General features: G+C 48.8%; 19 protein-coding genes. 16 read left to right on the top strand and 3 right to left on the bottom strand.

Annotation, left to right across the window (positions count from 1 at the left end; genetic code table 11):
- Positions 1–152: 152 nt before the first annotated feature.
- From KNQ08_RS14385 to KNQ08_RS14345, 9 genes are all read left to right on the top strand, one after another.
- Positions 153–680, top strand: a complete 528-nt coding sequence (locus KNQ08_RS14385; RefSeq protein WP_023469644.1) for a type III secretion system chaperone family protein — start codon at positions 153–155, stop codon at positions 678–680.
- A gap of 156 nt (positions 681–836) precedes the next feature.
- Positions 837–2,021 carry a hypothetical protein gene (locus tag KNQ08_RS14380; RefSeq protein WP_214806191.1) on the top strand — a complete coding sequence of 395 codons (1,185 nt, stop codon included), beginning with the start codon at positions 837–839 and terminating at the stop codon, positions 2,019–2,021.
- Between the two features lie 26 nt (positions 2,022–2,047).
- Positions 2,048–2,959, top strand: a complete 912-nt coding sequence (locus KNQ08_RS14375; protein WP_149427984.1) for an NAD-dependent epimerase/dehydratase family protein — start codon at positions 2,048–2,050, stop codon at positions 2,957–2,959.
- The gene (locus KNQ08_RS14370) at positions 2,941–3,795 is read left to right on the top strand and encodes a lysylphosphatidylglycerol synthase domain-containing protein (protein ID WP_214806189.1); all 855 of its coding nucleotides are present in this window, start codon (positions 2,941–2,943) and stop codon (positions 3,793–3,795) included. The genes KNQ08_RS14375 and KNQ08_RS14370 overlap by 19 nt, the downstream gene beginning before the upstream one ends.
- Positions 3,792–5,228: an alkaline phosphatase family protein gene (locus KNQ08_RS14365; protein ID WP_214806188.1), complete on the top strand. Its 1,437-nt coding sequence runs from the start codon at positions 3,792–3,794 to the stop codon at positions 5,226–5,228. The genes KNQ08_RS14370 and KNQ08_RS14365 overlap by 4 nt, the downstream gene beginning before the upstream one ends.
- Complete coding sequence (locus KNQ08_RS14360; RefSeq protein WP_050678465.1) at positions 5,225–5,953, top strand: glycosyltransferase family 2 protein; 729 nt, start codon at positions 5,225–5,227, stop codon at positions 5,951–5,953. The genes KNQ08_RS14365 and KNQ08_RS14360 overlap by 4 nt, the downstream gene beginning before the upstream one ends.
- Complete coding sequence (locus tag KNQ08_RS14355; protein ID WP_244290068.1) at positions 5,950–6,684, top strand: hypothetical protein; 735 nt, start codon at positions 5,950–5,952, stop codon at positions 6,682–6,684. The genes KNQ08_RS14360 and KNQ08_RS14355 overlap by 4 nt, the downstream gene beginning before the upstream one ends.
- 12 nt (positions 6,685–6,696) lie before the next feature.
- Positions 6,697–7,614, top strand: coding sequence for an FTR1 family iron permease (locus KNQ08_RS14350; protein ID WP_029342865.1), 918 nt, complete (start codon positions 6,697–6,699; stop codon positions 7,612–7,614).
- Positions 7,611–8,987: a hypothetical protein gene (locus tag KNQ08_RS14345; protein ID WP_149427987.1), complete on the top strand. Its 1,377-nt coding sequence runs from the start codon at positions 7,611–7,613 to the stop codon at positions 8,985–8,987. The genes KNQ08_RS14350 and KNQ08_RS14345 overlap by 4 nt, the downstream gene beginning before the upstream one ends.
- Positions 8,988–9,059: 72 nt before the next feature.
- Here KNQ08_RS14345 and KNQ08_RS14340 read toward each other — a convergent pair whose 3' ends face one another.
- Together KNQ08_RS14340 and KNQ08_RS14335 are read right to left on the bottom strand one after the other, a co-directional pair.
- Complete coding sequence (locus tag KNQ08_RS14340) at positions 9,060–9,626, bottom strand: GNAT family N-acetyltransferase (protein ID WP_149427988.1); 567 nt, start codon at positions 9,624–9,626, stop codon at positions 9,060–9,062.
- A 98-nt stretch (positions 9,627–9,724) separates the two neighbouring features.
- Complete coding sequence (locus tag KNQ08_RS14335; protein ID WP_058265694.1) at positions 9,725–10,342, bottom strand: YitT family protein; 618 nt, start codon at positions 10,340–10,342, stop codon at positions 9,725–9,727.
- Positions 10,343–10,752: 410 nt separating this feature from the next.
- Here KNQ08_RS14335 and KNQ08_RS14330 point away from each other — a divergent pair, with 410 nt between their 5' ends.
- Positions 10,753–12,102: an FAD-dependent oxidoreductase gene (locus KNQ08_RS14330; RefSeq protein ID WP_058713917.1), complete on the top strand. Its 1,350-nt coding sequence runs from the start codon at positions 10,753–10,755 to the stop codon at positions 12,100–12,102.
- Positions 12,103–12,237: 135 nt separating this feature from the next.
- On the opposite strand, the gene KNQ08_RS14325 is transcribed toward KNQ08_RS14330, so the two are convergent.
- Entirely contained in the window at positions 12,238–12,720 is a 483-nt protein-coding gene (locus tag KNQ08_RS14325) for a VOC family protein (RefSeq protein ID WP_149427989.1), read from the bottom strand.
- Positions 12,721–12,851: 131 nt separating this feature from the next.
- Here KNQ08_RS14325 and KNQ08_RS14320 point away from each other — a divergent pair, with 131 nt between their 5' ends.
- From KNQ08_RS14320 to KNQ08_RS14295, 6 genes are all read left to right on the top strand, one after another.
- Complete coding sequence (locus KNQ08_RS14320; protein ID WP_029342871.1) at positions 12,852–13,736, top strand: SDR family oxidoreductase; 885 nt, start codon at positions 12,852–12,854, stop codon at positions 13,734–13,736.
- A gap of 341 nt (positions 13,737–14,077) precedes the next feature.
- The gene (locus KNQ08_RS14315) at positions 14,078–14,629 is read left to right on the top strand and encodes a maltose acetyltransferase domain-containing protein (protein WP_035395634.1); all 552 of its coding nucleotides are present in this window, start codon (positions 14,078–14,080) and stop codon (positions 14,627–14,629) included.
- Positions 14,630–14,726: 97 nt separating this feature from the next.
- A complete protein-coding gene (locus tag KNQ08_RS14310) occupies positions 14,727–15,611 on the top strand; it encodes a hypothetical protein (protein ID WP_251133431.1) in 885 nt (294 codons plus the stop codon).
- Between the two features lie 19 nt (positions 15,612–15,630).
- Entirely contained in the window at positions 15,631–16,314 is a 684-nt protein-coding gene (locus KNQ08_RS14305; RefSeq protein WP_214772252.1) for a response regulator transcription factor, read from the top strand.
- Positions 16,311–17,582: a HAMP domain-containing sensor histidine kinase gene (locus tag KNQ08_RS14300; RefSeq protein ID WP_214806187.1), complete on the top strand. Its 1,272-nt coding sequence runs from the start codon at positions 16,311–16,313 to the stop codon at positions 17,580–17,582. Before KNQ08_RS14305 ends, KNQ08_RS14300 begins: the two co-directional genes overlap by 4 nt.
- Positions 17,583–17,649: 67 nt before the next feature.
- Entirely contained in the window at positions 17,650–18,723 is a 1,074-nt protein-coding gene (locus tag KNQ08_RS14295; RefSeq protein WP_149427993.1) for a site-2 protease family protein, read from the top strand.
- The last annotated feature ends 65 nt before the right edge of the window (positions 18,724–18,788 follow it).

Below are 18,788 nucleotides of genomic sequence, written 5' to 3'. Positions count from 1 at the left end.
AGGTATGTATTTTCAAGTCAGTTGCTCGCAGATTCACAAACATGACATATCTCTACTCTTTTGTATTTTCTTCCTATCTTAACGGACATTAGTTGCAATTCCTTCTGAAATGCTTGAAACTGAATTTATAGTATATAAAGGGGGATTTTGCAATGGACCAGGAACGTAACTCGAACGAATCAAACGAGAACAATAAAGTGACACCGATTCACCAAGATCGTCAACCCGAAACAAACGAACAAGGAATCGCGCCACAACAGCAACAACACTTGGAAGCTTTCCAAGCTTTCCTCGTGGAAAAAGGCATTCCAATGGAAGCACGTGAGAATGAGACACACGTCTTCTTTATGACACAAGAAAAAACACCTGCAGGAGCAGAACCGATGATGATGATCGTCTTCAGTAAGACGACGACAGATGTCGAATTGTTCGCTCGTACGGTGACACACGTACCAGACGGTGTCGAGGATCTCCCGATTCTTAACGCCATCAATGACTTCAACCAAGAATTCAAATACTTCCGCGTCGTTCTCGACAGCGACCGTGATGTCACGATCGCATCAACGATCGATCTTGATCACGGCTTCAATCCGGCTGCGATCTTCGGACATTCTGTCATGATGTTCCAAGCATCAGACGAAGTCTACACGTATTTGACAAAACTGTACGAACAGTTCTAATTTCTCATTTTAAAACGGCTTTGGAGCCCTGCTCCGAAGCCGTTTTTTTCTTTAAAGTTCAATTGACAATGAGAATTATTCTCGCTATAGTTAGATTTGTGAAAACGACTACATGACGGAAAACGTCTTATTAATTCTTCTGGGGGAATCACGATTATGAAAAAACGTTTAAAAGTAGCTTCAATCTTCATGGTAGCCGGTATCTTGGCTGCCTGTGGTTCGAATGAAACGGATACGACTGCACCGAAAAAAGAGAAAACGGAACAGTCGACCGAAACAAAATCAGCAGATGCGGGAATCGCTGCAACGACACTGACAGATGAATTGACGATCTTCAGCTCAATCAAAACAGAACTCGACAAAGCAAAAGAAGGACAAGCGATTGATTGGAAGATGGTCAAGACAAGTTATGAATCGAAACTAAAAGGTGGTGTCGAGACGACAGCACCAGAAATCGAACAAGTCATCCAGTCTGCTTTAGCAGGTGTTGAAGCGAAGGATCTCGATGAGAACATCGCTCGTCAACTCGTTGATAAAGGTCTACAATCGTATTTCTATAAATTACAAAAAGCAACGCAAGCAAAAGCTGAAGAAGCACTCGTAGCTGGTAAACCGGAAGCTGCAACGGAAGCACTCAAGGATGTTGAAGCGATGGCGAAGACCGTCTTCATTCCGACAGCTGAAAAACGGGACGCGAGCTACGGCTTCAAAAACGAAGACGCAATCGCTCAAGCGATCACATCAGGTCTTGCAGCGCAGCAAGAAGCCATCGACGCGAAAGAACTCGGTGACTTCAATGTTGCGAAACAAGTGACGGATAAATCGATTTATCGTTCCTTCTATTTAGCTGCACTCGGCTACGCACAAAAAATCGAGGATGGTGTCAAAGCCGGTACGGACGAAAAAGAATTACAAATGGAGCAAGCAGAAGGATACGGTTTCCTCCTTGCGATCGAAGAATCGTTAGCAGGTGGAGACGAGGAAGCTGTCAAAACGCTGAAAGAGCGCTATGATTTCTCAAAAACCAAACCAGCTGACGTCTCTTACAAAGAAATCGAAGGATTGTTCGCAAAAGCATTGACGGAGAAAGTCGACGGGTATCATGACGAGGCACAAGAAGCGATCGAGAAGAAAGACGTCGATACAGCACGTGCAGAAGCAATGGAAGCGAACATGTTCGTCGTTGCGATGAAACCGACGCTTGAGAATCGTCTCGGCAAGGACAAAGCAGCACAAGTCGCACAAGACGCAAACGAATGGTTCGCACTCGTCGAAAAAGGCGACGTCAAGGCTGAAACGACAGGTGAACGGATCACAGACGCACTCGAACCACTTAACTAAGAAGGAAATGGAAATGGAGGGATAAGATGAATATCGGAATCACAGGAGGTGCCGGCTTCATTGGCGCCGCCCTCGCCCTCCGGCTCCAGCAACACCATACCGTCCATGTCCTTGATGCTTTCACGGACTACTATGATGTCCAGTTAAAAGAAGAACGAGCAGATGAACTAAGACGTGCCGGCGTTACCGTTACGACGGGTGACGTTCATCACGATCTCGACGCCTGGATGAAGACATCGTTCGACGCCGTCTTCCATCTCGCAGCTCTTCCAGGTGTTCCGCATTCGCTCGAAGAACCGCATCACTATATTCGTGAGGACATCGATATGACGGTGACCTTGTTAGAAGCCGCAAAAAGACATGGCATGCCGCATGTCTTTTTCGCGTCTTCGTCTTCCGTTTACGGGGAGCAGACGGGTCCGCTCAAAGAGGAACAGGCAACGGGACATGTCGCCAGTCCTTACGCGGCAGCGAAGTATAGCGCTGAAAGCTTTTGTCATGCTTATGCTCATTTATATGATGTAAATGTGACGCTGTTTCGCTTCTTTACAGTCTATGGTCCATCAGGTCGTCCTGATATGGCGCTGTTTCGATTCATCGAACAGGCATTACGCGGAGAGACACTCACCGTCTTCGGTGATCCAATCCGTGACTTCACGTATATCGATGACATCACCCGCGGAATGGAACAGGCGTTGCTGACTCGTGCAGTCGGGACGTATAACCTCGGTGCGAATCAGCCATTCTCCGTCCGCACGCTAGCTGAACGGATCGGTCAACGGTTTAATGTGCCTGTGAAGACTCAAACTGCACGACGCGGGGACGTGACGATGACATGGAGTGATACGACGGCGGCACAGGAAGCCTTCGGTTACCAACCGTCAATCGAGATCGATCTTGGACTGGAGCAGGTGATCGCGTGGCATCAAAACCGCTGATTCGAACGTTTCTGTACCTGACGCTTACCGGGCTTGTCATCTTTTTACTGCTCCGTTTTTTCTTGGAGTTACCGGTCTCTTATCGGTACATTGAGGCTTTATTCAAGAGTCCGTGGACGATCCTTGCGACCTTGACGTATGCAATCGCCTTTTATTTACGCGCGGTCGCCTGGCGCCGCGCCGATGCAAAACGTGCACCGACTGCTGTATACCTGTCGAGCCTGTATCTCGGACTGACGATCAATCACCTCTCACCGGTCAAACTCGGAGAGATGATCCGACTCGTGACAGCAAGAGCCGTCGGAAGTCCCTGGAAACAGACGAGCGCGATTTTCGTCTTACAACGAAGTATTGACTTGATCGTTCTGTGTACCTTCATTTTGATTGGTTGGTTGTTTCACCCGATCGTCTTGCTCGTCGCGCTCCTTGCGACCGCGTTATTGCTCGTGTTACGTCGACATGTCCCGCATCTCCCATCGCTCGTCCTGTTCGGAACGCTCGCTTGGGCCGTCGAGGCACTCGCCGTCTTCCTCCTCTTGCACGGAGCAGGTATCGATGTGTCCTTCCCGACGACATTGATTGCGATGAGTGCCGGTGTCCTGTCTGGTGTGATTCAATTCACGCCGGGTGGACTCGGTACGTACGAACTCGCGATGGGTACGGTGTTACGGCAAGCCGGTATTGCTCATGCGTACGATGTTGCCTTGATGACGCACTTCTTTAAATATGCCTTTGCTTTTCTCATCCCGCTGTACGTTCTCATTCGGCATCCGGCTACACTTCGGTTGTTGGTTCGTCAGCTCAAATACACTGATTGGAAAGGAGGAAGACGATGAAAAGTGCTTCTCGCTTTGAAAAAGTCGCAGCACGCGCCTGGAACTTACTCAATGAAGGAAAACCCTTCACACCCATTTTTACGATCGGCGTATTCTTGACGTACGCCTTATGGACGCAGATGCCACTCGCAGAAGCTGGTCTTGGTTTCATCGTGACGCTTCCTTTATTCATCTTGCTTTGGCGTTATGACTTTCCGTTATTTTTACGAAATTACCTTTGGATCCCGGTCATCGTTTGGCTGTTCCTTCGGGGTACGAATGCAGATTACTTACCTTTGTTCGCCTATGGCGCAGGTCTCTATTTCTTCTTTACGATTTTTTTCTGGGGAACGATCTATTATCATCTCCGGATCGGAACGCGCTGGACGAACTTCACGCGTTTTTGGAAACTCGTTCTGAAGAATAGTGATTCGACAAGTGGTAACGCGCAGGAGCAACTGCCTAAGGTTGCTCTGTTGCTCATGTACTGGTGGACGGCAGGTGACGCATCGACACTCGACATGACGTTCGTCTGGTTCCCAATTGGTCTATTCGTCTTTGCATGGATCCTACATCACTACCTGTTCGACTGGAAACCGAAGTTGCCCGAGGCAATGACGGCAGATGCCGATCTTCCGATTTCAGAAAAAGTCTATGTTCTGATTGTCGACGGGATGCGTAAAGATCGCTACATGGCAGCAAACACGCCGTTCCTCGAACGATTGCGTCAGGAAGGAACGGAATATACGAATATGGAGACTGTCTACCCTGCCCGGACCGTCGTCTGCTTCAGTTCGATGTTCACGGGTGCTCGCCCAGAAGATCACGGCATTCATTCGAACATGGTCTGGAATACGATCGGTGTTAAAACGGATACTGTCTTCGATCGTCTCCGTGCCGTCAATAAATCAGGAAAAATTCTTGGCATCGCGCACCTTGTCGATGCGTTCGGTTCAACCGATGTACGGACCGTCACGGCGGTCATGCATAACGATGTCGCGGATCGAAATATCATAGAACGTGCCAAACAAATCGTCCATGAAGAGGATCCGGATCTGCTCGCGATTCAGTTGATCGGAACGGATCAAACAGGACACAGTCGGGGCACCCTCTATTCCGAGTATGTTCAAAAAATCGAAGAAGCGGATGCATTACTCGCTGAATTTTGTGAGGAGCTCGATCGTCTCGGTAAACTCGAGGATGCGACACTCATCGTCATGGCAGATCACGGTCAAGCGGACGGAATCGGTGGACACGGTCACTTGGATGAAGGCGAACGGTTCGTTCCGTTCTGGATGTATGGTAAGAACGTTCATGCCGGTCTGAAAGTGGATACGCACCGCCATATCTTGTCACTCGGACCGACGATCACAAAAGTCCTAGGGGCAGACATCCCGCACGATAGCCGTGGTGTGCTGTTGACAGAAGCGTTCAAGGAGGCGAAGTCTAAATGAAGATCATCGTCTTTTTACCGGCCCACAATGAGGAAGTGTCGCTCCCGCTCGTCTTAAAACGAATTCCGGACATGATTGACGGCATTCCAGTCGAGACCCTCGTCATCGACGACGGCTCAGTGGATGCGACGAGTACGATTGCGCGTCAACACGGCGCACATGTCTATCGGTTCGAACAAAATCAAGGACTCGGCGCTGCAGTCCGGGAAGGACTCCGCCAGTCCTACGAACTCGGCGCTGATGTTGCTGTCATGATTGATGCGGATAACGAATATCCTGCCGATCAAATTCCAGATATCGTGCGACCGATCTTACACGATCAGGCCGACTACGTATTCGGTTCCCGCTTCCTCGGTACCGTCGACGGGATGCGGCTCTATCGCTATATCGGGAATCATGTCTTCACGTGGTTGCAATGCCTTTTATTGAAACGTAAAATCCATGATGGTCAAAGTGGGATGCGTGCTTTTTCACGCGCAGCGTGTCACCATGCTGAGATCATTCACGATTATAACTATGCCCAAGTATTGACCCTCAATCTCGTCCGAAAAGGCTTCCGCCTTCACGAAGTTCCGATTCGTTATCGGGTCCGGGAAGCAGGAAAGTCCTTTATCCGTCTGAATTATGTCCAACGTGTCCTCCCAGCGATTTACCGGGAGTGGCGACGACCGATCACACAGCTTAGCGTTGAAGAACGCATGGAACGAAAGGAGCACCTCGGATGAAACGCCTTCTTTTGCTACCGCTCCTCCTGCTCTCACTGTTCGTGAGCACTTCCACGGTTTCCGCTTATAGTTACGGAGACCCAGGAAAGGAAGCTTTTGCGGAAGCCTATAAACAATTTGAAGAACAAATCGATGCCAAGGATTACGCGCTTGCGAAAGAGACGCTTGCCGCCTATGATAAAGAATTCAAACTGTATTTCCCTGAAGCGAAAGCGAAGATCGACACGGCTCTCGAACAAGAAGATGCCGAGGCTGCCAAACAAGCGTATCGCGTCGCTCTCCGCCAAAATATCGAACGTCGCCTGCACTTTGCTGAAGAGCAGTTCGAGGACTTCGGTCAAGCGAAACTCTTACTCGCGAAAGCCCGCGGGACATACGATGTGCTCGCACCTTACGTCAAGGAAAGCAAGAATGCACAAACATCCGATGACGTGTATACTGCATTTGATGAATCATTAAAGGCACTCGGAAATCCTGGTCTGTTTGGGGTCGGGAAAAAAGCGAGTGATGAAGAATCCTTCAAGAAAAACATTACGATGATCGAAGATACGTTGACGCCTCTCTTCGTCCTGCCGGGTGAAGAAAAAACAGGCGTCTTCACAGAAGAAGACTCCTTCCTCGGTCAAACGTTCGGAACGGACGCGATTTGGAAATTGATTGCGCTTGGACTCGTCATCGTCCTCATCGTCATCGTCGTCATTGGTCAATGGAAGAAGAAACGCCGCTCATAAGGAGGAAGACAGATGGATTTTCAAGCGTTTTTGATTACGCTTCGGGAGTGTCTCGAGGCTGTTCTCATCGTTGGGTTGATTTTAGGTTATCTCGATCGATTGAACGCTCCACAATATAAAAAGTGGGTCTACGCAGGTGTCGGGTTGGCACTTCTCGCTAGCCTTGGTGTCGCGTTCCTGTTCCAAGTCGTTTTTACGAGTTTTGCGAGCTTCGGAAGCGATACGTATCTTCGTCTCGGCATCATGATGGTCTCCGTCCTGCTCTTGACACACATGGTCCTCTGGATGGGAAAAGAAGCGAAAGAGAATCAAAAAGCCTCCCAAGCGAAGGTCGCAGCTGCCGTCTCGACGGGTAGTGCCATCACGATGATCATCCACTCCTTCCTCGTCATCGTTCGAGAAGGAATTGAGACCGTCTTCTTCTTCGCTGCCATCTCAGGTGGGGAAATCGAAAAAGTACTAACGAGTTACGGTGCGGTTTCCGGTCTGTTACTCGCCTTGATTTTCGGATACTTATTCGTTTCCGGCTCTATGAAGATTCCCGTCAAACGCTTCTTCCAAGTGACGGGTGTACTCATTCTATTCATCGCAGCCGGCATGCTCGTCCAAACGATTGGACGCTTCCAAGATCTTGGTTTGCTCGGTAGTCTTTTGATGAATGCTGATGGCACACCAGCTGCTGTATACAATATCGTCGGCTTCATGCCGGAGCACTATATCGATCAGGTGCAATACTTGCGTGATACAGGAAATTCAACATTGATCAGTGGACAGATCGGAACGTTCATGGGTGCGATGTTCGGATACAGCCATAACCCCTCGCTCGAACAAGTCGTCGCTTGGTGGGGCTACTTCGCCTTTGCCGGTTGGATGTTGCTCCGTCAAAACAAACCATCGAAGTCATCAAAGTCCTTACAGGAGGTTTCTTGACCGTCCGAAGCGATCGTTCACGTCCGCGTGGACGATCGCTTTTTTGGATCACGTTGCTATTTATCGGTGGCTGGATTGGTTTACGGATCAGTTACGTCAGTCCCTTCATCGCGAGCTACGATATTGCGAACTTCACGTTAGCTGTGACCGATTATGATCTGGCTGATTTACGTCCGCACTTTCCGGGTTATCCCTTTTTCATCTTATTTGCCAATCTGTTTCTGCCGCTGATGATACCTGTCAAAGCGCTCGGACTCGTCTCTACACTAGGACTGGCAAGTGCGCTCTTGCCACTTTACTCGCTCTTTCGCCGTCATGCCTATGATACGGCTCGACTGATCGCTGCCTTTACCGTTCTCTCCACTGCCTCACTCGTGACGTTTGCTGCGACAGGGATGTCGGATGGGCTCGCCCTCGGACTACTCGTCTGGTACGGCTGGAGCATCGAACGCGCACGGCATCAGATTCGTCGCTGGCTTCCGTATCTTCTGTTCGGTTTACTGATGGCGACTCGCCTATCCTACGCGCCATTTGGTTTCATGTTGCTTGTCCTGCTGTGGCAGGTACGAAAGGATTACTGGCAACTCTTATCCGAGTGCGCCCTTCTTGTTCTGGCGCAGCTTGCTTGGTTGCTACCGGTCGCTTTTTCTGTCGGTGGACCCTACTCGTTTCTTCAATTATCACTTCGCTTCGTCAGCGGTCATTTTTCCGATTGGGGTGGTTCTGCTCAGACCGATGACGCTTCTATCGTTCAACGATTTGTTCAAACACTTCAGCAACTCTTCTGGCATGGGATCGGCTATGGCACGTGGATCGGACTAGTGTCAGGACTGATGCTGTTTTTACGAAAACGTTGGGCGGTCGATGTCGCTTGGGGAGCGACGGCTGGACTCTATTTCGTCTGGGTCTGGCTCGGACAAAATATCGATAAACCCCGTCATGTCTTACCGCTTGTCCTATTGCTACTCATCTGGTTGATCCGTCAGCTTCCGTTGCGGATGTATCTGCCGTTTTTAGTCATTCAGTTGACGATCGGTAGCCTCGCGTTAAACGAGCAAGCAACGCGTCCTCCGGCAACGATTGAACTGGCGCGTTACGTAGCGACTCTTCCAATCGGCGCGACAGTCTTTACCGACGAGGAAGCTCGCCAATTCCAGTCCGAACGACCGGATGCCGCGATCGTTCCGATCGGATCGATCAGTAAATGGAACGCAGAACCAAAATCCGACCAGAGTTACGTGACTGGTCGATTGCTCGAGCGCCTCCACGCTCAAGGCGTACGACCAAAAGTCAAACAAGTCGTCCGCTTCACGAGTGATGCCCGCTACGAACCAGAAGACGCGCAAGCGATGCTGTATCAATTAACGCCTTGACGGCACGACTACACCCATACGAAAAACCATGTCGATTCCCGAATAACACCGTGGAAATCGATATGGTTTTTTTCATTGCTGCGTATCGTAACGACGTTCCATATAATCAAAGGTACCGCCGCTGATTTCAATCGTCCGGACTGGTTCGAAGCCGAGACGACGATACAGTCGCTGTGCTCCTGCATTCGTTTGATCAGCGTTTAAGGTGAACGCTTGTAGTCCTCGCTTTTCCCCTTCTTCCGCTGCTGCCTGCAATAATTCCGTTCCAATTCCTTTTCCACCATGACGCGCGTCAACCGATAAAGTATCCAAGTAATAGACCGGTCCTTCCGTCTCGACGTCGATCCGGACGTCTTGACCCGTCCAGCGCTTCAGTTGTGCTTTGATCGGTTCGTCGAGTCGTTTCGCATCCGTCCCGGCATATGCAATGACGATACCTGCTACTTCACCCTCGATGATTTTCACGAGGATGTTTTCATGACTCAATCGGTTTCCTGTTTCAGCGACGAAGTACGCGAGTCGCTCTAAAACTTCCTCCCGCTTTTTCGTTCCCGTCAGTGTCTCAGCAATCTCATGAATCGCCTGCTCAATCAACGGGGCAATCTGTTGCGCTTCAGAAGCATGTGCTTGTCGAATCATCTCATCCTTCTCCTTTCGTTTTTCTAATCCATGAACCTGAAAAATCGGACTCGACGATGTCGAATCCGATACATGATTTTTTTAGACATTCATCTGTCTCACTGCGTGACTTTTTGTACGACAGGTGCCGGTACGATGACAGGCTCCCGTGTCATGACAGCCACGACACGTCCAGCGATCGCTACAGCCAGTAACGTATATAACGTTAAGCTGAGCGGCAGATAGACGAGTGAGATGATTAACACGATGGCATCGAGTCCGAACAAGATCGTTCCGATCGATAGACCTGTCAGTTTACTGAGTCCCATCGATAGCAAATCGTCTCCACCTGTTGCCGCTCCACTTTTCAAAACAAGTCCGAGACCATATCCGGTCACGATTCCGCTAGCGATCGCTGCGATGAGCGTCGCTGGCCAAGCCTGTTCTGGAAAGTGGAACAAATCGAGTCGGTGCCACATCTCATAAAAGACTGATAACGCACCTGCTGAGAGTAACGCTTCGCTGACGAAACGTTTCCCTTTGAAGTACAAGGCACCGATGAAAAATGGAATATCGAGCACGATCATTGAGATCGAAGGATTGATATCAAAAAAGTATCGACCGAGCAACGATAATCCGATAAAGCCGCCTTCTGCTAATCCGAACTGTTCATTCAATGTGTAGTAACCGAACGCCATGATCAGCGTCCCGGTTAAGATGGTTGCGATTCGTTTCATGTTTTATTGTCCTCTCCCGTTTACATCGTGGGAGAGGTTTTATACGTCCCGTTTGGGTATTCATCTATTTTCGCTCTCCCTGATTTTTATAAGCCATTACCGTCTGTTCGTTATGACCGGTACTGCTAAAAATCAGGTAAGCTGAATAGATGATTGGTCCTCTCGGTATCCATCGGTTTCCACCCCTTCATTAAAAATCTATTTTCATTATAACCCGAATTTCAGTAACTAAAACAGTTTTACGCATTCTTCACATAATCCAAACACTTTTGCTCACTCATTCACAATTTAGACAAGATTATGCTCAATGTTGAACAAACTACTTGAAAACGACCTTGTGAAGGATTACACTAAGTATATCAAATGAATGTGATATTTATCACAAACAAAACACAAAGGAGACTTTACCCATGAAAGTAGCAGTCATCGGATGTACACACGCAGGAACAGCAGCAGTCAAAGAACTCGCTTCACAACAAGACGTCGAGATCACCGTTTATGAGCGGAATGACAATGTATCGTTTCTCTCTTGTGGAATCGCGCTTCACGTCGGTGGTGTCGTCAAACATGCGGAATCGCTTTTCTACTCATCACCAAGTGAACTCGCTGAACTCGGCGCTGAGATGCGTCTGAAACATGATGTACTTGAAATCGATAGTGAACGCCAAACGATCGTTGCGAAAAACCTCATGACTGGTGAAGTCGTTCACGATACGTACGATAAACTCATCATGACGACTGGATCATGGCCAATCATTCCGATGCTTCCCGGCATCGAATTGAATCAGATCGAGCTCTGTAAAAACTATCACCACGCTCAAACAATCATTGAAAAAGCGACAGATGCAGAGCGGATCACAGTCGTTGGTGCAGGGTATATCGGTGCTGAACTCGTCGAAGCGTTTGAAGCATACGGAAAAGACGTCACGTTCATCGATAGTGCGGATCGCATTCTCAACAAATACCTCGACCGCTCGTTCACTGACGTCATCGAACGTGAATTGACAGACCGTGGTATTCGCCTCGAACTCGGACAAACCGTCCAAAGCTTCAAAGGGGAAAACGGCGCCGTGACACACGTCGTCACAGACAAAGGAACGTTTGAAACGGACCTCGTCATTCTCTGTGTCGGTTTCCGCCCAAGTACGGAACTCTTAAAAGGACAGGTCGACATGCTACCGAACGGTGCCATCATCGTTGACGATTATATGCGGACAAGCAACCCGAACATCTTTGCTGCTGGTGACAGCTGTGCCGTCTATTACAATCCAGCTCGGACACATGCCTATATTCCACTTGCAACGAATGCTGTCCGGATGGGAACATTAATCGGTAAAAACTTACGCGCACCAAAGATTCGTTACCAAGGAACACAAGGCACATCTGGTCTTCGCCTATATGATTTGAACATCGCGTCGACTGGTTTGACAGAAGAAGCGGCACCCTTGTTCGGACTCGAAGTGAGTAGCACGACAGTTACAGATGCGTATCGCCCAGAGTTCATGCCAACAGCAGAAGACGTCCAATTGAAGCTCGTCTTCGAGACAGCAACCCATCGTGTCGTCGGTGCACAAATCATCTCAAAAGTGGATTTGACACAGGCGATGAACACACTGTCAGTCGCCATTCAAAATGATATGACACTTGAAGAGCTCGCTTTCGTCGACTTCTTCTTCCAACCGCACTACAACAAACCGTGGAACTTGCTGAACCAAGCAGCTCTGCAAGCGATGAATGAACGTCAATCCGCTCGTGTCTAAGCGCATTACACGATCAATCAAACAAGCAACGAATCATCGTTGCTTGTTTTAGACTGAAGACAACGTGCAATTTTTCTCTAACGAGAAGGATTGCACTTTTTTGTTCGTCTCGAATCGTTTTAATGAAAACACCAGTTATATCGTCTTTTTCTCCGATTCAGTCTCAAATAGATGTTGCCAGTCTTGATACGGCATCGTGCCATTCACTATTTCCATGTCAAAGCGTAACGGTGCGATCAACTCGAGTGAATTTCCATCTGGATCCTCGAAGTAGATCGCCGCGTGCGCATGTGGATGGTTATCGAGAACAAGCGGTTGATCGGCTGCCGCTACACCAAAGGCGGATCGGACTTCAATCCCTCTCTCCTTTAACCAGTCCTGTGCTTTATCGATATTTTCTTGCTCCATCCGAAACGCCACATGTCGAATCGATGGATGATACGGTAACTCGGCTTGACCAGCTTTCCATAAACCTAACCAACTCTTGCCATGCTCGATCCAAAAGAAAGCGACGCGTTCATTTCGGAACACACATGCTAGACCTAATTTTTCGTAAAAGATAATCGATCGTTCAAGTTCTTTGACCGGTAAATGAGCTTCATACAATCCAGTAATCATCTTCTTCACACTCCTCTTTTTCTAGTGTAAACCATCAATTTCCAAATTTACTATCATCAGAAACGTTTAATCCGACCTGTTGAGGGAACATACACCCTATACCAAAACCAACTTTCAGGAGGAATGTTTACATGGCTGCATCGAAAAATCCGTTAACCCAATACTTCAATGACGATTTCCCAAAACAATATCAGGACGCACCAGCGGTTCAAGCAAAAATGGAACCTGTTCCCGATTGTGGCGAAGAGAGTTATAAAGGCTCTGGCAAATTGATCGGCAAAAAAGCACTGATTACGGGTGGCGACTCCGGCATCGGCCGAGCAGCAGCCATCGCCTACGCTCGTGAAGGAGCTGACATCGTGCTCAACTACTTACCGGAAGAACAACAGGATGCGGAAGAGGTTAAAGCACTCGTTGAAGCAGCGGGACAAAAAGCATATCTCTTACCTGGTGATTTAAGTGATGAAGCGTTCTGTGGACAACTCGTCAAAGAAGCACACGAATCGCTCGGTGGACTCGACATTTTGGCGCTTGTTGCAGGTAAACAACAAGCTGTCGAAGATATTCTCGACCTGTCAACGGAGCAATTACGTAAGACATACGAAATCAATGTCTTCTCCCTCTTCTGGGTCGTCAAAGCAGCATTGCCACTCTTAAAAGAAGGGGCTTCGATCATCACGACGACATCCGTTCAAGGATACAACCCAAGCGCGAACCTCTTGGATTATGCATCGACGAAGTTTGCCATCAACGGGTTCACGCGCGGACTCGCTAAACAAGTCGCACCAAAAGGAATCCGTGTCAATTCCGTCGCACCTGGTCCGATTTGGACACCACTTCAAATCTCGGGCGGTCAGCCAAGCGAGAACATTCCAGAGTTCGGACAGGAAACACCACTGAAGCGCAGTGGTCAACCGGTCGAACTGTCGGATGTGTATGTTTTCCTCGCTTCAGACGCTGCGAGCTATGTTACAGCGCAAATCTATGGTGTCACAGGCGGAATCGAATTAGCATAAGAATTGCATTTGACGGGAATGACTCAAAAGTCAGTTTCTACAAAGACCAGGGTGGCAGAATGATAATCTGCCACCCTTTTCTCGTAAAAAAAGAAGTGCTCGTTACACGCGACTCCTACAGGAAAAAGCGCATTTTTGCGCTGTCAGAGACAAACAAGACCCGCTTTCCTGCTGAAGAAAGCAGGAAAGCTGGCTTGTGTCTCGCCTGAGGAAAGGGCGTGAAAAGACGAGTCACTCTTTTTTGAGTCAGCCCCCTTTACGTATATCTTAACGGGATATCAGTTGCATCACCGGGTACCATTTAGTCTAATGAAAGTATTAACGATGAAGGAGTGAATCAGATGACTGAAAAAGAAAAGATGATTCAAGGGGAACTCTACTTAGCACAAGATCCGGAACTCGTAGCTGACCGTATCCGAGCACAATCGCTCTGTTATGAGTTCAATCAATTGAGTGTTCATGATGGGACTAAACGGAAAGCACTTCTTCAACAATTATTCCAGACGGAGCAAGCCGACTTTTACATTGAACCGACCTTTAAATGTGATTATGGCTATAACATCACATTAGGGGCTCGCTTTTATGCCAATTATGACTGTGTCTTGCTCGATATTTGCCCGATTACGATTGGTGACAACTGCATGCTTGCTCCAGGAGTACATATCTATACTGCGACCCATCCACTCGATCCTGTCGAGCGCAACAGCGGTTATGAATTCGGAAAACCGGTCGTCATCGGAAATAATGTCTGGATCGGTGGACGTGCGGTCATCAATCCCGGTGTGACGATCGGAGATAATGCTGTCATCGCCTCAGGTAGTGTCGTCGTCAAGGATGTACCGGCAAACAGCGTCGTCGGTGGAAATCCAGCCCGAGTCATCAAAACAATCTAATTCTCATCAAATTCTAATCTGTTCCTCAGCTTCCTTTCACATGGTCTGGTTATTCTATGTATAAGAACAACAGCCACTACTAAAGGAGGACATCATCATGACTGAAAAACGAACAGATAAAGGGAATAAACGTTTCAAAAAAGGAATCGCTACACTTGCCGTAACGGGTACAGTCTTAACAGGAGCCGGAGCGTTTCTCCTCTTCACAGGTCCAGGACACTCTCTCGTCAACTCGACGGTCACCACTTCACAGCAGGCAGAGCAAAAAGTCGAAGCTGCTTCGCGCCAAGTCGAACAAAAGCTTCCTGCTTCGATGCGTGACGATCAAGAAATCGAAGGCACATTGCAAAAAGTATCGGATCGTTCGATGACGATTGACGTCAACGGTGACACTCAGACGTATGACTTTGCTTCGTCAGTCGAACGCGAAGCCGTGCAAGAAGGCGATTGGGTCAAAATCGATCTGAATGCGAATCAGCAAATCACGGAACTTGAGCGAGAAGATCAAGATGATCGGAATGACCGAGAGGACGATGGCAATCGCTCAGATGATTCATCGGATGATGCGAATGAACGATACGGCATCCTTCGTGCCCTATCACAAAGTGAATTGACACTCGAACAAGATGGACAAGAGACGGTCTACGCGATTGCGGATCGTGCGGAACGCGACGCTGCGAAATCTGGGGATATCGTAAAAATCGAATTGAATGCGGACGGTCAAGTCCGTGAAATCGACCGTGACGATGACGACGAGGATCGTAATGCTACACGCGACGAAGACCGTGACGATGCACGGGAGCAAGAAGTCCGCGGCACGCTCGCTAAAATAACGAATCAAGAGATCATTATCGAACAAAACGGTGCACAAAAGTCATACTCTCGTGCATCAAACATGGAACAAGATGATGACGTCCGCGTCGGTGGTTCCGTCAAACTTGAGTTGAACGCGTCAGACGAAGTAACAGAAATCGATGAATGATCATTAAAGGAGGATGTTTATGCCAACCACCATCTTAATCGTTGAGGACGATGCGAAAATCGCACGCCTCCTTGAACTCGAACTCCAATATGCCGGGTACGCGACACGTGTCGCCTCTAACGGAAAAGATGGTCTCGCTGCCGCTGAGCATTCGGTTGATCTCGTCTTACTCGACGTGATGATGCCGGAGCTGAGCGGCTTCGAGGTGTTGCGCAGGCTCCGCGGAAAAGGCATTCATGTCCCCGTCATTATGCTAACAGCACGTGGAGAAGTTTACGATAAAGTCGCAGGACTCGATCTTGGTGCGAATGATTATGTGACGAAACCGTTCGAGATGGAGGAACTCCTTGCCCGGATCCGGGCGTTACTCCGCACTCCGGCTTCAACGAATAACGCATCGCGCACGTTACAGTTCGCTGATCTTGTACTCGACCTTGATCGACACGAAGCATTTCGCGATGAATTGCGACTCGATTTGACACCACGTGAGTTCGAACTCCTGACGTATTTACTCGAAAACAAGGAACATGTCCTGACACGCGAACAAATCCTAAATCGCGTCTGGGGGTACGATTACTTCGGCGAGACGAATATCGTCGACGTCTACATTCGTTATCTTCGGAAAAAAGTCGATGCCCACCCTCCTGCTTTGATTCAGACCGTTCGTGGAGTGGGGTATGTGCTACGGGAGGCGACGTCATGAAGCTTCGAACGAAACTTGCTTTATCCGTCACCGCCTTCACGACACTCTTATTGTTACTTTCGTTCATCGTCGTGACCTTCGTCGTCCGCAATCATTTGATTGAATCCCGTTATACGCAGCTTGAACAGGCAGAGGAATTGATGGAGGATGATTCATCGGTCCGGGCATTACTGACGCTTCATGAAGATTCCGTCGTCTTATCGAACGAAGATGGACGATGGGTCATTTCAAACGATAAAGAGGATGACAACTCTTCTACCGTTAACGGAGACGTACGAGCAAGTGACCTCCCTGGTATCCCGCGCTCGAACGAACCTTTCAAGTCTGGCGATTGGTTCGGTATCGTCTATCAGGATCAAGCCTATTTATTCGAAGATGAAAGCGTCGATGATACGGTCTCGACACTCATCTTGACCTTCACCATCGTGTTGGTCGTCGGAATCGTCATCGCGTTCATCAGTAGCTTCTGGATTGCATATCAGACGCTTCGCCCGCTCAGGCAACTGAATGATACGATGCAACGGATCTCGTCTTCTGGAACGCTTGAGACTGTGCAGACCGAACGCGATGATGAGATCGGTCGCCTCGGTCATGTCTTCAATCAGATGATTGGGCGTGTCGATCAGACGATGGAACAACAACGGCAGTTCGTCGCCGATGTCTCGCATGAGATGAAGACACCGCTGACCGTCATCGAAGGGTATGCGCAATTATTGAAGCGATGGGGCAAAACGAAGCCGGACGTCCTTGATGAATCGATTGAAAATATCTTACAGGAGACGCATGCGATGCGGACGACCTTGATCGAGCCCATGCTCGAACTGTCTCGTCTCGGTTATGAAGAAACGTCTGTCGAAGAGATTGACTTAGCCGAGCTTGGGAGCGAACTCGCTGATCGGATGTATCACGCGACAGGGACGATCATCCCTGTTGATGCCTCTGGAACAATCCTGGCGAATCGCGAAGCGGTGCTACGCATCTTGACGATTTATATCGATAACGCCCTGAAATATGCCACTTCTCCTGAATTGCATCTGCGCAAGGAGCGACTCGCTGTTCTTGATCGAGGAACATCTCTAACGAACGAAGAACGTACCCGGTTATTTGACCGGTTTTACCGACTTGATGCAGCACGCGATCGTTCAGGAAGTGGACTCGGATTGTCGATTGCTGCTGCACTTGCGACGACACACCATTTTCAGGTCGGTAGTGAAGCGCGTCAGCCAGATGGCAGTTGTTTCTATCTGATTCTCGAGCAGTCTAAATGAAACTTTTTCTACATTTGTGTCGTACACTTAAGGAAGAACGTCACATGATGAAAGAAGGAATTTCACGATGGCTAAAAAACGTTGGGGTGGACTTGCTGTTGCCGGCGCCTTTCTCTTAACGAAAGGAAAGGTCATCCTTGCCTTATTGAAACTTTCGAAGTTTGGAGGCACTCTGATTTCGTTCGGAGTTTCGCTTCTCTTTTACGCTCAAGTATTCGGTGTCTGGTTCGGAGTCGGATTGCTCTATCTCCTATTCATTCATGAGATGGGACATCTACTCGCTGCGAAACGACTCGGTTTTAAAACGGGTCCCGCGATTTTCGTACCGTTCATGGGAGCCGTCATCGGAATCAAAGATACGTTCCGGACACCAAAACAAGAAGCGATTCTTGCGTACGGTGGACCACTCGCGGGTCTTGTGTCCCTGATTCCGCTTGCGATTGGATACGCTGTGACGGGAAATGACTTTTGGCTCGTCATCTTCCATCTCGGAGCTCTATTGAATCTCTTCAACCTACTTCCCGTCAGTCCGCTTGACGGCGGACGGATTCTTGCGGGACTTCCGATCATCGTTTGGGTCGCTGGTCTTGCTGCCTTGATTGCTTACGGCATCACGAACTTCAGCCTGATTCTGCTCTTGATTGCTTTCTTCGGCGGCAGTGCTGTCTGGAAACGGTATAAGTTCGCAAAACAATATGAGGCGAACCGATCGACCTTGATGTTATACCGTGCTGCACGCGAACGCGTCTTACGCGCAAAGGCGGAGCAGGAACGTGCAAACGCTGAAGTCGTTCTTGCACCGGAAGTGGAGGAAGAACAAACGGTCGAAAGTACGTACGATCCGATTGCTTGGTCGCTTCGTCTCGATTTACAAGATTTGCGACAAGCGAGTCCAGAAGAGGCACGTCAGGAAGCGGACGATCTGTTACGGTATCAATATGATGCTGCGAACGACTACGATGCGTTGTTGCGACGAATCGATCAGCGGATCGAACCGCTCCGACTCGCTGAAGAGTCGGTCCAGTATCACCAGATGCCGAAAAAACAACAAACGATCACCTTACTCGCTTACTTGGCGCTCGGTGCCATTTTATTCATTGCTTTCGAGTACTCGAAAGGGTACTTGCCTACACCATCTTAAAACGAGTTCCATCGGATGCGCTTCATGGCGCATCCTTTTTTCATGGAACGAACACATTGACTAGA

It is taken from the genome of Exiguobacterium sp. s46 (genome assembly GCF_018618875.1).
Taxonomy (GTDB): domain Bacteria; phylum Bacillota; class Bacilli; order Exiguobacteriales; family Exiguobacteriaceae; genus Exiguobacterium_A; species Exiguobacterium_A abrahamii.
The sequence above is the reverse complement of the archived record's forward strand: the minus strand, read 5'-3'. Positions and strand labels throughout refer to the sequence as shown.

Excerpts from the sequence above, each read along its gene's own strand:
- KNQ08_RS14385 (WP_023469644.1), top strand. The coding sequence starts at position 153 with ATGGACCAGGAACGTAACTCGAACGAATCAAACGAGAACAATAAAGTG.
- KNQ08_RS14380 (WP_214806191.1), top strand. The coding sequence starts at position 837 with ATGAAAAAACGTTTAAAAGTAGCTTCAATCTTCATGGTAGCCGGTATC.
- KNQ08_RS14375 (WP_149427984.1), top strand. The coding sequence starts at position 2,048 with ATGAATATCGGAATCACAGGAGGTGCCGGCTTCATTGGCGCCGCCCTC.
- KNQ08_RS14365 (WP_214806188.1), top strand. The coding sequence starts at position 3,792 with ATGAAAAGTGCTTCTCGCTTTGAAAAAGTCGCAGCACGCGCCTGGAAC.
- KNQ08_RS14360 (WP_050678465.1), top strand. The coding sequence starts at position 5,225 with ATGAAGATCATCGTCTTTTTACCGGCCCACAATGAGGAAGTGTCGCTC.
- KNQ08_RS14355 (WP_244290068.1), top strand. The coding sequence starts at position 5,950 with ATGAAACGCCTTCTTTTGCTACCGCTCCTCCTGCTCTCACTGTTCGTG.
- KNQ08_RS14350 (WP_029342865.1), top strand. The coding sequence starts at position 6,697 with ATGGATTTTCAAGCGTTTTTGATTACGCTTCGGGAGTGTCTCGAGGCT.
- KNQ08_RS14340 (WP_149427988.1), bottom strand. The coding sequence starts at position 9,626 with ATGATTCGACAAGCACATGCTTCTGAAGCGCAACAGATTGCCCCGTTG.
- KNQ08_RS14335 (WP_058265694.1), bottom strand. The coding sequence starts at position 10,342 with ATGAAACGAATCGCAACCATCTTAACCGGGACGCTGATCATGGCGTTC.
- KNQ08_RS14330 (WP_058713917.1), top strand. The coding sequence starts at position 10,753 with ATGAAAGTAGCAGTCATCGGATGTACACACGCAGGAACAGCAGCAGTC.
- KNQ08_RS14325 (WP_149427989.1), bottom strand. The coding sequence starts at position 12,720 with ATGATTACTGGATTGTATGAAGCTCATTTACCGGTCAAAGAACTTGAA.
- KNQ08_RS14320 (WP_029342871.1), top strand. The coding sequence starts at position 12,852 with ATGGCTGCATCGAAAAATCCGTTAACCCAATACTTCAATGACGATTTC.
- KNQ08_RS14315 (WP_035395634.1), top strand. The coding sequence starts at position 14,078 with ATGACTGAAAAAGAAAAGATGATTCAAGGGGAACTCTACTTAGCACAA.
- KNQ08_RS14310 (WP_251133431.1), top strand. The coding sequence starts at position 14,727 with ATGACTGAAAAACGAACAGATAAAGGGAATAAACGTTTCAAAAAAGGA.
- KNQ08_RS14305 (WP_214772252.1), top strand. The coding sequence starts at position 15,631 with ATGCCAACCACCATCTTAATCGTTGAGGACGATGCGAAAATCGCACGC.
- KNQ08_RS14300 (WP_214806187.1), top strand. The coding sequence starts at position 16,311 with ATGAAGCTTCGAACGAAACTTGCTTTATCCGTCACCGCCTTCACGACA.
- KNQ08_RS14295 (WP_149427993.1), top strand. The coding sequence starts at position 17,650 with ATGGCTAAAAAACGTTGGGGTGGACTTGCTGTTGCCGGCGCCTTTCTC.